General features: G+C 70.1%; 15 protein-coding genes. 12 read left to right on the top strand and 3 right to left on the bottom strand.

The window, feature by feature from the left end:
* Nucleotides 1–54: 54 nt before the first annotated feature.
* The 4 genes from BMW88_RS07305 to BMW88_RS07290 all read left to right on the top strand — a co-directional run bounded on the left by BMW88_RS07305 (nt 55) and on the right by BMW88_RS07290 (nt 3,539).
* A complete protein-coding gene (locus BMW88_RS07305) occupies nt 55–753 on the top strand; it encodes a response regulator transcription factor (RefSeq protein WP_089949817.1) in 699 nt (232 codons plus the stop codon).
* The gene (locus BMW88_RS07300) at nt 750–2,135 is read left to right on the top strand and encodes a sensor histidine kinase (protein ID WP_425434622.1); all 1,386 of its coding nucleotides are present in this window, start codon (nt 750–752) and stop codon (nt 2,133–2,135) included. The genes BMW88_RS07305 and BMW88_RS07300 overlap by 4 nt, the downstream gene beginning before the upstream one ends.
* A 10-nt stretch (nt 2,136–2,145) precedes the next feature.
* Nucleotides 2,146–2,961 (top strand): signal peptidase I, encoded by an 816-nt coding sequence (lepB, locus tag BMW88_RS07295; protein ID WP_245777617.1) that lies wholly within the window; start codon nt 2,146–2,148, stop codon nt 2,959–2,961.
* A gap of 92 nt (nt 2,962–3,053) precedes the next feature.
* A complete protein-coding gene (locus BMW88_RS07290; protein WP_089949815.1) occupies nt 3,054–3,539 on the top strand; it encodes an NUDIX hydrolase in 486 nt (161 codons plus the stop codon).
* Nucleotides 3,540–3,596: 57 nt separating this feature from the next.
* Here the strand turns inward: BMW88_RS07290 and BMW88_RS07285 are convergent, their stop codons facing one another.
* From BMW88_RS07285 to BMW88_RS07275, 3 genes are read right to left on the bottom strand one after another with little or no spacing between them, the layout of a single operon-like run.
* Nucleotides 3,597–4,493 carry a carbohydrate ABC transporter permease gene (locus BMW88_RS07285; RefSeq protein ID WP_245777616.1) on the bottom strand — a complete coding sequence of 299 codons (897 nt, stop codon included), beginning with the start codon at nt 4,491–4,493 and terminating at the stop codon, nt 3,597–3,599.
* Nucleotides 4,490–5,446 (bottom strand): carbohydrate ABC transporter permease, encoded by a 957-nt coding sequence (locus tag BMW88_RS07280; protein ID WP_245777615.1) that lies wholly within the window; start codon nt 5,444–5,446, stop codon nt 4,490–4,492. Before BMW88_RS07280 ends, BMW88_RS07285 begins: the two co-directional genes overlap by 4 nt.
* Nucleotides 5,443–6,744, bottom strand: a complete 1,302-nt coding sequence (locus BMW88_RS07275) for an ABC transporter substrate-binding protein (protein WP_089950245.1) — start codon at nt 6,742–6,744, stop codon at nt 5,443–5,445. The genes BMW88_RS07280 and BMW88_RS07275 overlap by 4 nt, the downstream gene beginning before the upstream one ends.
* A 240-nt stretch (nt 6,745–6,984) precedes the next feature.
* On the opposite strand from BMW88_RS07275, the gene BMW88_RS07270 reads away from it, so the two are divergent.
* From BMW88_RS07270 to BMW88_RS07235, 8 genes are all read left to right on the top strand, one after another.
* The gene (locus BMW88_RS07270) at nt 6,985–8,967 is read left to right on the top strand and encodes a beta-galactosidase (protein WP_089949814.1); all 1,983 of its coding nucleotides are present in this window, start codon (nt 6,985–6,987) and stop codon (nt 8,965–8,967) included.
* 1 nt (nt 8,968) lies between these two features.
* Entirely contained in the window at nt 8,969–9,766 is a 798-nt protein-coding gene (locus tag BMW88_RS07265; RefSeq protein ID WP_089949813.1) for a DeoR/GlpR family DNA-binding transcription regulator, read from the top strand.
* On the top strand, nt 9,763–10,851 hold the full coding sequence (galT, locus tag BMW88_RS07260) for a galactose-1-phosphate uridylyltransferase (RefSeq protein WP_089949812.1): 1,089 nt from the start codon (nt 9,763–9,765) through the stop codon (nt 10,849–10,851). Before BMW88_RS07265 ends, galT begins: the two co-directional genes overlap by 4 nt.
* A gap of 51 nt (nt 10,852–10,902) precedes the next feature.
* Nucleotides 10,903–12,381, top strand: coding sequence for a S1C family serine protease (locus BMW88_RS07255; RefSeq protein WP_089950244.1), 1,479 nt, complete (start codon nt 10,903–10,905; stop codon nt 12,379–12,381).
* Nucleotides 12,382–12,543: 162 nt separating this feature from the next.
* Nucleotides 12,544–13,230 carry a response regulator transcription factor gene (locus BMW88_RS07250; RefSeq protein ID WP_218148003.1) on the top strand — a complete coding sequence of 229 codons (687 nt, stop codon included), beginning with the start codon at nt 12,544–12,546 and terminating at the stop codon, nt 13,228–13,230.
* Entirely contained in the window at nt 13,188–14,129 is a 942-nt protein-coding gene (locus BMW88_RS07245) for a sensor histidine kinase (protein WP_425434621.1), read from the top strand. The genes BMW88_RS07250 and BMW88_RS07245 overlap by 43 nt, the downstream gene beginning before the upstream one ends.
* Nucleotides 14,130–14,133: 4 nt before the next feature.
* Nucleotides 14,134–14,634, top strand: coding sequence for a MogA/MoaB family molybdenum cofactor biosynthesis protein (locus tag BMW88_RS07240; RefSeq protein WP_045311897.1), 501 nt, complete (start codon nt 14,134–14,136; stop codon nt 14,632–14,634).
* Nucleotides 14,621–14,806 (top strand): hypothetical protein, encoded by a 186-nt coding sequence (locus BMW88_RS07235; protein ID WP_089949811.1) that lies wholly within the window; start codon nt 14,621–14,623, stop codon nt 14,804–14,806. Before BMW88_RS07240 ends, BMW88_RS07235 begins: the two co-directional genes overlap by 14 nt.
* Nucleotides 14,807–15,099: the final 293 nt, after the last annotated feature.

Below are 15,099 nucleotides of genomic sequence, written 5' to 3'. Positions count from 1 at the left end.
CGCAGTTAGGGCCCTTCTCAGGCGGCTCTCAGTTCCCTGGGCAAGACTGCCTCCATGCGCATCCTCGTTGTCGATGACGACCGGGCGGTCAGGGAGTCACTCCGCCGCTCGCTCCAGTTCAACGGCTACCAGGTCGAGACAGCCGGAGACGGCATGCAGGCTCTGGAGTCGGTGAACGCGGCCAGGCCGGATGCGATGGTGCTCGACGTGATGATGCCGCGGCTGGACGGGCTCGAGGTCTGCCGCAGGCTGCGCAGCACCGGTGACGACCTGCCGATCCTCGTGCTGACCGCGCGGGACGCCGTGAGCGACCGGGTGTCCGGGCTGGACGCCGGGGCCGACGACTACCTGCCCAAGCCGTTCGCGCTGGAGGAGCTGCTGGCCAGGCTGCGCGCGCTGCTGCGCCGCGCCGCCCACGACAGCGACGCCGCCGCCACCCGGTCCGCGGCCGTGCTCAAGTTCGCCGACCTGGAGCTCGACCCGTCCACCAGGGACGTCCGCCGCGGTGAGCGGCCCATCAGCCTCACCCGCACCGAGTTCGCCCTGCTCGAGCTCCTGCTGGCGCACCCGCGCCAGGTGCTCACCCGCAGCCGCATCCTGGAGGACGTGTGGGGATACGACTTCCCGACCTCGGGCAACGCCCTCGAGGTCTACGTGGGGTACCTGCGCCGCAAGACGGAGGCGGAGGGCGAGCCGCGGCTGATCCACACGGTGCGCGGGGTGGGCTACGTCCTGCGGGAGACCCCTCCGTGATCTTGGAACCCCAGGGGCGGTTGCAGAAGGCGTCGCTGCGGGCTCGGGTCACCTGGCTCGCGGCGTTCTGCGTCGCCGGGGCCGTCGCGCTGGTGTCGTTCGGCGCTTACATGATCGTGCGCAAGAGCGTGTACGACGCGTTGGACGAGAGCCTGCGCACGCGGGCCGTGGCGGTGGCGACCGGCGAGAAGATCAACACGCCGGACCTGGTCGACAAGTACCCCGCGGCGTTCCTCGCGGCCGGCGACGTGAAGATGGGCGTGCTGCTCGCCGACAGCGGCCAGTTGCTCTACCCGCAGGGCGCCCAGCGGCCCCCGACCGCGGAAGAGGCGTGGGACGTCGCCCAGGGCGAACGCGCCGAGTACATCTGGACCGACCACCGGACCGAGTCGCGGGTAATCGCCGTCACCTACCAGCGCGACCAGGCGATCATCATCGCCCAGTCGATGACGCCGCAGCGGACGACGCTCGCCAAGCTCAGCGTGGTCCTGCTGCTCATCGGCGGGGCCGGCGTGCTGCTCGCGGCCATCGCGGGCACGGCCGTCGCGCGCACCGGCCTGCGCCCCGTGCAACGCCTGACGGAGGCCACCGAACGCGTCGCGAACACCGGCGACCTGACGCCGATCCCGGTGTCGGGCGACGACGAGCTGGCGCGGCTCACGCACAGCTTCAACGCGATGCTGGGCGCGGTCGCCGAGTCGCAGGAACGGCAGCGCCGCCTGGTCGCCGACGCGGGCCACGAGCTGCGCACGCCGCTGACCTCGATGCGCACCAACCTGGAGCTGCTGCTGGCGTCGGAACGCCCGGACGCGCCCACGTTGTCCGACGAGGACAAGCGGGAGATCCAGTCCGACGTGCGCGCCCAGCTCGACGAGCTGACCACGCTGATCGGCGACCTGGTCGAGCTGGCCCGCGAGGACGCCCCGCAGGTGGTGCAGGAGCCGGTCGACCTCGTCGAGGTGGTGGAACGGGCGCTGGACCGCGCGCGCCGGCGCGCCTCCAACGTCGCGTTCGACGTGCAGCTCCAACCGTGGACACTTCTGGGTGATTCCAGTGCCCTCGAACGCGCGGTTCTGAACCTCCTCGACAACGCCGTGAAGTTCAGCCCGGCGGGCTCGGCGGTGCGGCTGAACCTCCGCCAGGTGGGCGACGGCAGCGCCGTCGTGGAGGTGTCCGACGCGGGCCCCGGCATCGCGGACGCCGATCTACCTCACGTTTTCGAGCGGTTCTACCGCTCGTCCGAGGCGAGGACCCTCCCCGGTTCCGGTCTCGGGCTCGCCATCGTGAAGCAGGTGGCGCAGCGGCACGGCGGCACGGCCACGGCGGGCAGAGCGCCCGAGGGCGGGGCCCTGTTCACGTTGCGCCTACCCGGACGACCGTAAGGTGGGGCGTGTGAGTCATCGCGTGAACGACGATTCTTCGTCGACCTGGGAGACGACGCCTCCCGCCGAGGACGGTCCCGCGCGGCCGCCCTCGTCGCACAGCTCGTCGTCGTACGACGACGAAGCGCCGAGGTTCTCCAAGAAGAAGGCGAAGAAGAAGCAGCCGTTCTGGAAAGAGCTGCTGGTCATCTTCAGCGTGGCGCTGCTGCTGACGGTGGTCATCCAGACGTTCATCGCGCGCGTGTTCGTCATCCCGTCGGCTTCGATGGAGACGACCCTGCACGGCTGCACCGGCTGCGTGAACGACAAGGTGCTGGTCGAGAAGATCACCTACCTGTTCGGCGACCCCAAGCCGGGCGACGTCATCGTCTTCCGCGGCCCGCCGAACTGGACGGGCGGCAAGGAGCCGCCGAACTTCGTCGTCGGCACCCTGCAGGACCTGGGCTCGATGGTGAACCTGTCCGAGCCGAGCGGCACGGACTTCATCAAGCGCGTCATCGCCGTCGGCGGCCAGACCGTCGAGTGCTGCGACGACCAGGGCCGCGTGCTGGTCGACGGCAAGCCGCTCGACGAGCCGTACCTGAACTTCGGCGGCGGCCCGCGCCAGCAGGACTCGTTCGAGAAGGTCACCGTGCCCGCGGGCAAGCTGTGGGTGATGGGCGACAACCGCAACAACTCGTCGGACTCGCGCAAGCACGGCGACCCCACGCCGGCCGATGGCGCGATCCCGATCGACAACGTGGTGGGCAAGGCGCAGGTGATCGTGATCCCCGTCGGGCGGTGGGGCACGGTCTCCGACCACAACCCGCAGACCGGCGGCAAGTAGGCCCGGACCACGCGAAAGCGCGCCCGAGCCGTCGGCTCGGGCGCGCTTTCGTGCCTTCGCGGCGACGGCGAGCGTTGCGGTTGGATGGCGGCATGGCCGTGCTTCCGATTCGTGATCGCGTCGGGAACGTCCTGATCGACGTCCGCTTCCCGGGTGAGGCGGAGCATGCGGACGTGCCCGCGTCGTTGGTCGTCGTCGTGCACGCGCACGCCGTCCTGATGATGTTCGACAGCCGGCGCCGCCAGTGGGAACTGCCTGGTGGAATGCGTGAGCACGGGGAGAGTCCGCACCAGACGGCTGTGCGGGAGCTGCGTGAGGAGACCGGCATCCGCGGAGCCGGCCTGACCTTCGCCGGGGTCGCCGAGTTCGACCTCGTGGCGCCGCCGCGCCGGGAGCTGCTGGCCGTCTACCGGGGTGAGCTCCAGGTGGTGCCCCGGCTCGTCGTGAACGACGAAGCCCTGGGGTTCCGGTGGTGGCGGCCGTCGGAACCGGTGAGCGGCGCGATGAGCCCGCTGGACGCGGAGATCGCCAGGCGCGTGTTCCGCCACGGCCGGGACGGCGAGACGATCGGGCGGTAGTCCCGCGACGCGAAAAAGGGGCGGTGCCTGCCTCGGCACCGCCCCCTTCCCTCGTTCTCAGCCCTTCGTCGACCCCAGCGTCAGCCCGCCCACGAACTGCCGCTGCAACACGAAGAACACCACCAGCGTCGGCAGCGCCACCAGCAGCGACCCCGCCGCGATCAGGTTGTTGTCGGTGAAGAACGTGCCCCTGAGGTTCTGCAGCGCCGACGTCACCGGCATCTTGTCGCCGTCCTGGATCAGCACCAACGCCCAGAGGAAGTCGTTGTAGATCCAGGTGAACTCCAGCGTCGCCAGCGCGGCCAGCACCGGCCGGCACAGCGGCAGCGTCAGCTGCCAGTACTGCCGGAACACCGACGCGCCGTCCACGCGGGCGGCCTCGGTCAGCTCGTACGGGATCGTCTTCATGTAGTTGGACAGCACGAACGTGCAGAAGCCCATCTGGAAGGCGATGTGGATCAGGATCACGCCGAGCGGTGAGTCGATCAGCGACTCGCTCTCCGACATCCACGCCGGCAGCTCGATCAGCCGGTACAGCCGCCACAGCGGCGTCACGATCACCTGCTGCGGCAGCAGGTTGCCCGCGGTGAACAGCATCAGCAGCGCGATGTTGAACTTGAAGCTGAACCGCGAGACGCCGAACGCCACCATCGAGCTCAGCAGCAGCGTGACGACCAGGGCGGGAACGGTGATCAGGAACGTGTTCCAGTAGAAGTGCGGCAGGTCGCCGATCTCCCACGCCTTGGCGAAGTTGTCGAACGTCAGCGACTTCGCGATGGAGAAGTAGCCGTTGACCGACGTGTCGTCGTACGTGCGCAGCGACGCGTAGACCGCCCACAGCAGCGGCGCCAGCGTCATCAGGCACGTCACTACCAGGAACACGTGCAGCGCGACCCGAGCCGGCGTCACCGGCCGCTTCTTCGAGACCGGGGCGCGTTCCAAGGTGGCCGTCACGTCCGGTTCTCCTTGCTGAACACCTGGTACAGGTACGTGATGATGAAGCCGAGCGAGATCGTCAGCAGCACCACGGCGACCGCGGAGCCGCGGCCGATGCGCGAGGCCTCACCGATGATGTTGTCGGTCACCAGCACCGACAGCAGCTCCAGACCGTTGCGCCCCTTGTTGATGACGTACACGATGTCGAACGCGCGCAGCGCCTCGATCACCGTCACCACGAGCACCACGATGTTGACCGGCTTCATCACCGGGAACGTGACGCGGAAGAACGTCTGGGCGGAGGAGGCCCCGTCCAGCGCCGCGGCTTCCTTCAGCGCCGGGTCGACCGACTTCAGGCCCGCCAGGTACAGCAGCATGATGTAGCCGGTGTGGCGCCACGCGGCCGCGACGAGCACCGCGTAGAGGTTGATGTCCGAGTCGCCGATCCAGTCGACGGGGTCGTCGCCCAGGCCCAGCACCGAGTTCAGCAGGCCGCCGTCCGGGGTGTAGATGAGCTGCCAGATGAAGCCCACCAGCGCGAGCGACAGCACCATCGGCAGGTACAGCGCGCTCTGGTAGATGCGGCTGAACCTGATCTCGCGGTCCAGCAGCACGGCCAGCAGCAGGCCCGCCGACGTCGGCACGATGAGGAGGAACAGCAGCCAGATCAGGTTGTGCTGCACCGCGGGCCAGAAGCGCGGGTACTCGGTGAAGATCTCGACGTAGTTGCCGACGCCGATCCACTCGATGTCCTCCAAGCCGCCGATGCCGTTCCACCTGCTGAACGACAGCGCGACCGAGCCCAGCGTCGGGATCCACACGAACAGCAGGTGCACGACCGTGGGGATGCCGAGCATGAGCGCCAGCACCAGCTTGTCCGTGCCGGCGAGGGCCGTGGCACGTTTTCCACGCCGACGAGGCGGCGGTCCCGCGGGGACCACCGCCTTCGGCTTCTCCTGCACCGCGGTCACTTGAAGATGTTCTTCGCCTGGTCGGCCATGCCCTTGAGCACGGAGTCGATGTTGTTCGGGTCCTTGATGAACTCGATGAGGCCGTTCGTCGCCGCCTCGCTCGCGAAGCCGGGGTCGGTGTCGCGGTCGAGGAACTGGGTGATGTGCTTGGCGTTCTTGATGACCTCGGCCGCCTTCTTCTGCAGCGAGTTGTAGCCGGAGGTGTCCGCGTTCTTGTTGGTGGCGACCGCGGTCGGGTCGGCCTTGAGGTACGCGACCTGGGGCTCGGGGCTCGCCAGGTACTCCACCAGCTTCGCGGCGCCGTCCGGGTTGGACGGCTTCTTCGCCATCATGTAGCCGTCGATCGGCGCCTCGACGGTGTCGGTGCCGTGCTGCGGGTTGATCTCCGGGAACGGGAAGAAGTCGAGGTCCTCCTTCTCCGCGTCCGGGAACTGCTGGCCCACGAACGCGCCGAGCAGGTACATGCCGGACTTCTTCTGCTGCAACGACTGCGCGGCTTCCTGCCACTCGCGGCCGAGCGCGTTCTCCTGGTGGAAGGGCAGCAGCCGCTTCCAGGTGTCGAACACGTCCTTGACCCGCTTGTCCTGCCAGTCCTCCTTGCCCGCCAGCAGGTCCACGTGGAACTGGTAGCCGTTGATGCGGAAGTTGAGCTGGTCGAACGTGCCCATGCCCGGCCAGCCCTGCTTCTGCGCGAAGGCGATCGGGATCAGGCCGTCAGCCTTCATCTTCGTGGCGAGCGCGACGAGCTCGTCGAGGTTCTTCGGCGCCGTGTAGCCGCGCTCCGCCCAGAGGCTCTTGCGGTAGAACATGCCCCACGGGTACTGCGTGAACGGCACGAAGTACTGCTTGCCGTCCGAGCCCGTGGACGCCTGCTTGAGCGCGTCGGAGTAGTTGCCGCCGATCTTGCCCCACAGGTCCGTGAGGTCGCCGGTGAGGCCCTGGTCGGCGAAGAACCGCATGCGGTAGCCCGCGAACCACGCGAGGACGTCGTCCGGCTTGCCCTGCAGGTAGTTGTTGATCTGCTCCTGGTACTGCTCGTGCTGCTTGGTGTTGATCGTGACGCTCAGGCCGCCGGAGCTGCCCTCGAAGGCCTTGATCGCGGCCGTGATCGCGTCCTTCGGCACCTGGTCGGACAGGTTGTTGCCGAACGTGACGACCTTGGAGTCGCCGCCGGAGCCCGAGCCGCCGCCGCACGCCACGAGACCACCGGTCGCGGCGACGCCCGCGCCGGCCAGCATGATCCGCAACATCGCGCGCCTGCCGAGTTGCGGAGTGGAACCAGGCGTGTACCGAACCATCATCGCTCCTACAGGTGACACTCGCTCGTGCGAACCGAACAGGACTCAAACAAAGTTGCGCACAATGTGGTCCGAGTCATACAGCCTGTCAAGCCCCGTTACGGACCTGTTAAACCCGTGCGCAGCCACGTGTGTGGCTCGTACCGGAACTTTTCCCGGTCAACCGGCGCACAGACCCCAACGTGAAGTTGTGTTTGCTTGTGTTGACGTTGGGGGTTGTCGTCGGCCACGCTTGCCGCCGTGACGACTTGGCCAACCGACCTGCCAGGCCTCGGCTGGGGGGCCGACTACAACCCCGAGCAGTGGCCCGAACACGTCTGGACCGAGGACGTCGGGCTGATGCGCCGGGCCGGGGTGAACATCGTGAGCCTCGGGATCTTCTCCTGGGCGAAGATCGAGGTGAGCAAGGGCGAGTACCGGTTCGACTGGCTCGACCGCGTGATGGACCTGCTGCACGCCGGCGGCATCCGCGTCGACCTCGCGACCGCGACCGCCGCACCTCCGCCGTGGCTCACCGCCGAGTACCCCGAGATGCTGCCCGTCCGCGCGGACGGCGTGCGGCTCTCGCACGGCTCACGGCAGGCCTACTGCCCGTCGTCGCCGGTCTACCGCGAGCGCGCCACGGCTCTCGCGGCCGAGATGGCCTCGCACTACCGCGACCACCCGGCGCTGGCCGCGTGGCACGTCGGCAACGAGTACGCCTGCCACGTGAAGCGCTGCTACTGCGACATGTGCGCCGCCTCGTTCCGCGAGTGGCTCGCCTCCCGCTACACGCTCGACCAGCTCAACGACGCGTGGTCCACGGCGTTCTGGAGCCAGGGCTACACCGACTTCGCGCAGGTCCTGCCACCGCGCGTCACGCCGACGTTCTCGAACCCGGCGCACGTGCTCGACTACGACAGGTTCTCCGACGAGGCGATCCTCGAGCTCTACAAGGCCGAGCGCGACGTGCTGCGGATGATCACGCCCGACGTGCCGGTCACCACGAACTTCATGGTCAACTGGACGTTCGGCGACCTGGACTACTGGAAGTGGGCGCGCGAGGTCGACTTCGTGTCCAACGACCACTACACCTCCGCCGAGTCGCCCGACCGGCACGTCGAGCTCGCGATGTCCGCGGACCTGGTGCGCGGTCTCGCGGGCGGCAAGCCGTGGCTGCTGATGGAGAGCTCGACGTCCGCGGTGAACTGGCAGCACCGCAACATCGCCAAGCTGCCGGGGGAGATGCGGCGGCACTCGTACCAGAACATCGCCCGCGGCGCGGACGGCACGCTGTTCTTCCAGTGGCGGCAGTCGCGCGGCGGCAGCGAGCGCTACCACTCCGCGATGGTCCCGCACGCCGGCACGGACACGAAGGTGTACCGCGAGGTCTGCCAGGTCGGCGCCGAGTACGCGCGGCTGCGCGACGTCGTCGGCTCCACTGTGGACGCCTCCGTCGCCGTCCTGTACGACTTCCAGTCGAACTGGGCGCTGCGGCAGGACGCGCACCCCACGGCGGACTTCGACTACTACCGGCACGTCCTCGGCTACTACAAGGCGCTGTGGTCGGCCGGCGTGACGGTCGACTTCGTGGCTCCGGGCACCAACCTCTCGGCGTACTCGGTGGTGGTCGTACCGGCGTTCTACGCGGTCTCCGACGCGCACGCCGCCGTGATCGCGGACTACGTGGCGGGTGGCGGCCACGTCGTCATCACGTACCTGTCCGGCGTCGCCGACGAGCACACGCGCGTGCGGCTGGGCGGCTACCCCGGGGCGTTCCGCGACGTGCTGGGTGTGTGGTCGGAGGAGTTCCACCCGTTGCGGCAGGGGGAAGCGGTCTCGTTGACCGACGGCTCGACCGCCTCGCTGTGGACGGAGCACCTGCACGTGCGCGGCGCCGAGGTCGTTGCCTCGTACGCGGATGGACCGCTGCCGGGCGTGCCCGCGGTGACGCGCAACGCCTTCGGCAACGGCGTCGCGTGGTACGTGGCGTGCGACCTCGACGAAGGCGGTCTCGGCCGAACGGTGGAAAAGGCGCTGTCCGGTGCGGGCGTGGCGGTGTCGCGGCCCGGGATCGAGCTCGTGCGGCGCAGGGGCGACGTATCGTGGCTCTTCGCCGTCAACCACACCGACACCGACGCGGAGATCGAGGCGTCCGGTGTCGACGTGGTGTCCGGCGAGCAGGTCTCCGGACGCCTCACCGTGCGAGCCGGGGACGTCGTCGTGCTCAGGGAAGAGGTGTGAGGTGCTCGCACGGCAGCGGCAGGCGTTGATCATCGAAGAGGTCCGGCGGACCGGAGCGGTGCGGGTGAGCGACCTGGTCGTGCGCCTCGGCGTCTCGGACATGACCGTGCGCCGCGACCTCGACGTGCTCGCCTCACGCGGCCTGGTGGAGAAGGTCTACGGCGGCGCGACCTCCGTCGCCGGCCGCTCGACCGACGAGCCCGGCTTCGAGGCCAAGTCGGTGCGGCAGCTACCCGAGAAGGAAGCGATCGCGGCCCAGGCCGCGGGGCTCGTGCGTCCGGGGACGGCCATCGGGCTGTCGGCGGGCACGACGACGTGGACGCTGGCGCGCTTCCTCGACGACATCCCGGACCTGACCGTCGTGACGAACTCGATCCGCGTCGCGGACGTGCTGCAGCAGAACGGGCGCACCGACCGCACGGTCGTGCTGACCGGCGGCGTGCGCACCCCGTCCGACGCGTTGGTCGGCCCTGTCGCCGTGCAGGCGCTGCGGTCGCTGCACCTCGACGTGGTGTTCCTGGGCGTGCACGGCATGGCCGAGCGCTCCGGCTTCACCACGCCGAACCTCAACGAGAGTGAGACCGACCGCGCGCTCGTCGACGCCGCCGGGCGCGTGGTCGTGGTCGCCGACCACACGAAGTGGGGAACCGTCGGCATCTCCACGATCGCCGACCTCGACGAAGCGCACGTCCTGGTGACCGACGAGGGTTTGCCGGACGACGCACGGGCCATCCTCACCGAACAGGTCGGCGAGTTGGTGTTGGCACATGTACCAGGAAGCGGCGAGGAGTTGGCGTGAGGCGTACCGCGGGAAAGCTGGCGGACGGCCGGGAGATCATCTACTTCGACGACAGCGCTGAGGCGCCACCGCGGGTCGCGGTGGACACGCGGGACCTCCCCGCGACGCAGCCGATGTCCGAGGTGCGGCTGGATCCGTTGACCCGCGAGTGGGTCGCCATGGCGGCTCATCGGCAGACGCGCACCTACAAGCCGCCGGCCGACCTGTGCCCGCTGTGCCCGTCGACGCCGGGCCGGCCCACGGAGATCCCCGAGGCCGACTACGACGTCGTCGTCTTCGAGAACCGCTTCCCGTCGCTCGCCCAGAACGTGCCGGACGTGCCGTCCACTGTGGATGGCGAGGAGCTGTTCGCGCGGGCGCCGGGCCGCGGCCGGTGCGAGGTCGTGTGCTTCACGTCCGACCACAACAAGTCGTTCGGCGAGCTGTCGCAGTCGCGCGTGCGCACCGTCGTGGACGCGTGGGCGGACCGGGTGGCGTTCCTGTCAACGTTGCCAGGCGTCGAGCAGGTCTTCCCGTTCGAGAACCGCGGTGAAGAGATCGGCGTGACGCTCTCGCACCCCCACGGGCAGATCTACGCGTACCCGTTCGTGACACCGCGCACCGAACGGATGCTCACCGCTGCCCAGGAGTACTACGCCGCCCACGGGCGTCCGCTGTTCGGTGACGTGCTGGAGGCCGAGCTGCGCGCGGGGGCGCGCGTGGTGCGGGAGTCCGAGCACTGGGTGGCCTTCGTGCCCGCCGCCGCCCGCTGGCCCGTCGAGGTCGTGCTGGCACCCCGCCGCCAGGTCGCGGACCTCGCCGAGCTGTCCCCGGCCGAACGCGACGACTTCGCCGCGCTCTACCTGGTGGTGCTCGGACGGCTCGACGGGCTGTACGACCGGCCGCTGCCCTACATCGCGGCCTGGCACCAGGCGCCGGTCAACGCCGGGCGGCAGGAGATGTGGCTGCACCTCCAGGTCTTCTCCGTGCTGCGGACCAAGGACAAGCTGAAGTACCTCGCGGGCTCGGAGTCCGGTGAAGCCGTCTGGATCAACGACGTGACGCCGGAGCAGATCGCCGAACGCCTCCGGGGAACGCACAACTAGCTCCCAGGCTGGTTTAAGGCTCTTCTCAGGACGACACCCGAGACTATGGGCATGACCGAGAGCAACCAGCCAGCGCAGCAGCCGGAACAGCCCCACTCCGTGCCGCCGGGCGCCGGTCAGACGGACTCCGGCGCGCGGGAGCAGGGCCCGCGGCAGCCGGATCCCGGCCAGCCGGATCCTTTGCAGGGGGGATCCGGCCAGGCCGGGGCCTACGGCGCCCCCGCGGGCCTGGGTGACGTGCCCGCCTCCTTCTCGCAGGCCCAGCCGCAGGTGCCCGCACCTGACGCGGGCCAGACGCAGCTCGGCGGGTCCGGACCCGGCCGGCAGCTCCCTCCGCCAGGGTCCGGCCAACCCCACCCGCTCGGTCCGGGAGACGGGTTCGGCGCCGAGCCGGCCCCGCAGCCGACGGGGCAGTACTACCTCCCGCCCGGTTACCAGCCCCCGCCGCTCCCACCGCGCCCCAAGGGCCGCGGCAAGGTCGTGGCGGGTGCGGCGGCCCTCGTGCTGATCGTCGGCGGCTTCTCCGGCGGCCTCGGCGGCTACCTGGGCTACAACTTCGCGAACGAGTCGTCCGCGGTCAGCTCGCTCGACATCCCGCGCCCCGCCTCGCAGACGGGCAACGTCGCGCCCGGCTCGGTCGAGGACGTGGCGAACAAGCTGCTGCCCTCGGTCGTGCAGATCCAGGTCGTGACGCGCACCGGCGCCGGCGAGGGCTCCGGCTTCGTCATCTCCGGCAACGGCCAGATCGTGACGAACAACCACGTCATCGAGAGCGCCGCCAACGGCGGGGACATCAAGGTCGTCTTCCAGGACGGCAGGACCGCCAGCGCCAAGATCCTCGGCCGCGACCCGAGCTCCGACATCGCCGTCATCCAGGCCGCCGGCGTCTCGAACCTGCCGATCGTCCAGCTCGGCAACTCCGGTGACATGAAGATCGGTCAGGGCGTGGTCGCGATCGGCTCGCCGTTCGAGCTCTCCGGCACCGTCACCTCGGGCATCGTCAGCTCGCTGAACCGCCCGGTCTCGGCGGGCGGCGACGCCCGCAACTCGCAGGCGACCGTGCTGAACGCCATCCAGACCGACGCCGCCATCAACCCCGGCAACTCGGGCGGCCCGCTCGTCAACATGCAGGGCCAGGTCGTCGGCATCAACTCCGCGATCTACAGCCCGAACTCGTCCGCCGGCCAGGCGGGCTCGGTCGGCATCGGCTTCGCGATCCCGATGGACCAGGCACGCCGCACGATCGACGAGATCGTGAAGACCGGCAAGCCGAGGCAGACGGTGCTGGGCGTGACGGTCGAGTCGGCCGGGGAGGGCGCGCGGATCACCGGAACCACCTCCGGTGGCGCGGCCGAGAAGGCCGGGCTGAAGACCGGTGACGTGATCACCAAGTTCGGTGACCGCCGCATCGACGAGTCCGACACCCTGGTCGCCGCCGTCCGGTCGAAGGCACCCGGCGACAAGGTCACGATCACGCTGTCCGACGACAGGACGGTGGAGGCCACCCTCGACGGTGTCGAGGTGGGGTAGGTCGGGGGATGCCCGGTCCCGGCAACCGCCGCCCGCCCGGAACCGGACGTGACCGCCCCGGAGGGGCCGGACCGCGCGCACCTGCCCCGCGCGCGGTCCGGCCCTTCTTACGTGCCGGTGACGGATGGGGACGGGGCCCGTTCCGTGGCTTAGCGTGGTGGCGTGGTGGAGCGGGTGCTGGTCGTCGACGACGACACGACGGTGCGGGACGTGGTGCGCCGCTACCTCGAACACGCCGGGTACGAGGTCGAGCTCGCGGGCGACGGGGAGCAGGCGCTGCGATCGGTGGCGGCGCACGAGCCGGACATCGTGGTCCTCGACCTGATGCTGCCGGGCATCGACGGGCTGGAGGTGTGCAGGCGGATCCGGGAGCGCGGCGGCACGCCGGTGGTCATGCTCACGGCGCTGGGCGAGGAGGAGGACCGCATCGCCGGGCTCCAGATCGGCGCGGACGACTACGTCACGAAGCCCTTCAGCCCGCGCGAGCTGGCGTTGCGCGTCTCGTCGGTGCTGCGGCGGGCCAGCCGCGGCTACGAGCCGCGGACGGTGCAGGACGGCGGCCTGGTGCTCGACGTCGCCGCGCACACCGCCACGCTCGATGGCAGGCCGTTGCAGCTCACCACCCGCGAGTTCGACCTGCTCGCGTTCTTCATCGCCAACGCGGGCAAGGCGTTCGGGCGCACCGAGCTGCTGGAACGGGTGTGGGGCTGGCACTTCGGCGACCAGTCGACGGTGACCGTCCACGTGCGACGGTTGCGGGAGAAGATCGAGGCGGACCCGGCGAAACCGCGGCGGCTGAGCACCGTGTGGGGCGTGGGCTACCGGTACGACCGGTGTCCGGCCGGATGAGCCCCGGCGGGTTGAGCCGGGTGTCGCTGACCACCGCGATGACCGTCATGGTCATCGTGCCGGTGGTGGCGACCATCGGCGGCGTGCTCGTGGTCAGCGGCTTCATGTTCACGCCGATGCTGACGGCAGCGCTGACCGTGTGCGGTGTGGTCGGCGTGGTGACGGTGCCGTTCTCCATCATGCTGGGACGGGCGATAGCGCGGCGCAGCGTGTGGGAGCGCGAGGCCGAGTCGGCGCGGCGGCAACTGGTGGCGTGGATCAGCCACGACCTGCGGACACCGCTGGCCGGTATCCGGGCGATGACCGAGGCGCTGGAGGACGGGGTCGTCTCCGAGCCGGGCGAGGTCGCCGTCTACGCCAAGCAGATCGCGCAGGAGGCCGACCACCTCTCGAAGCTGGTCGACGACCTGTTCCAGCTCTCGCGCATCACCGCGGGCGCGTTGAAGCTGACGATGCACGACGTGCGGCTGGCCGACGTCGTGAGCGACGTCGTCGCCGCGTCGCGTCCCGTGGCCCAGCGCGAGGGCGTGCGGCTGCGCGCGGACGCGGGCGAGTGGCCGGTGGTCCGCGGCTCGGACCCGGAACTGATGCGTGTCGTGCGCAACCTTGTGTCCAACGCCATTCGGCACACGCCGGAGGGCGGCGCGGTGGCCGTCCAGGTCGATGTGGACGGAGGCGAGGCGGTGGTGCGGGTGGACGACGCGTGCGGCGGCATACCCGATGACGTGCTGCCCCACGTGTTCGACGTGGGCTTCCGCGGCAGCGCCGCGCGCAATCCGACCGGCGCCGGACTCGGCCTTTCCATCGCGCGGGGCCTCGTCGACGCGCACCACGGCCGGATCGGAGTCCAGAACCACGGTCCTGGCTGCCGCTTCGAAGTCCGACTCCCGCTACGGTGATCGTATGGAACGCAGCGCGCAGCGCCTTGGCCGCGCTTTGGTCGTGATCGTGGACGACCGGGTGGCGCACGGTGAACAGGACGACAACTCCGGGCCTCTCGTCACCGAACTGCTCGAAGAAGCGGGCTTCATCGTCGACGGCACCGTCGCGGTCGAGGGAGAGGTGGTCGACATCCGGGCCGCGCTCAACACGGCCGTCATCGGTGGCGTCGACCTCGTGGTCACCGTGGGCGGCACAGGCGTGTCCCCGCGCGACGTCACCCCGGACGCCACCCAGGGCGTGCTCGACCGCCCGATCCACGGCATCGCCGAAGCGCTCCGCGCCTCCGGCCTCGCCGCGGGCGCGGTGGACGCGGGCATCTCCCGCGGCCTCGTCGGAGTCTCCGGCAGCACGCTCGTCGTGAACCTCGCGGGCTCGCGCTCCGCGGTCCGCGACGGCATGGCGACGTTGTCGGCCCTGGTGCCCTACGTGATCGAGCAGCTGAGCGGTCTTGACGAAGAGTGATCCACCGCAGCCGGCCGGCGAGGACGCGGTAGCGCGTCGTCGCCGGTTGGCGGAGGTGTTCGGCGACGTGCTGCCGGAGACGACGTCGGACGAGCGTGGCGGTTCCGGCGACGGTGGCGGGGACCGCGAGGCCTGGTACCGCGAGAACAGGCCGCCGCACCACGGCGGCTGAGGACCTGCGCGGGTCTCGGCGCGACGGCGCCTGACGAGCGCCGCCTGAGGAGCGCCGCCTGACGAGCGCCGCCTGACGAGCGCCGCCTGACGAGCGCCGCCTGACGAGCGCCGCCTGACGAGCGCCGCCTGACGAGCGCCGCCTGACGAGCGCCGCCAGGCGAGCCCGCCAGGCGAGCCGTCGCCGGACGGGGCGCACGCGGTGGCGGGACCCGCCGGCGAAGCGAGCAGGCCGTCGCCCACGGTTCCCACGGCGTGCGGTGTCCTGAATCCACAGCGCCCACCGAGCTGGAC

This window comes from Lentzea xinjiangensis (assembly GCF_900110955.1).
GTDB classification, from domain to species: domain Bacteria; phylum Actinomycetota; class Actinomycetes; order Mycobacteriales; family Pseudonocardiaceae; genus Lentzea; species Lentzea xinjiangensis.
This window is presented reverse-complemented; position numbering and strand designations above follow the sequence as displayed.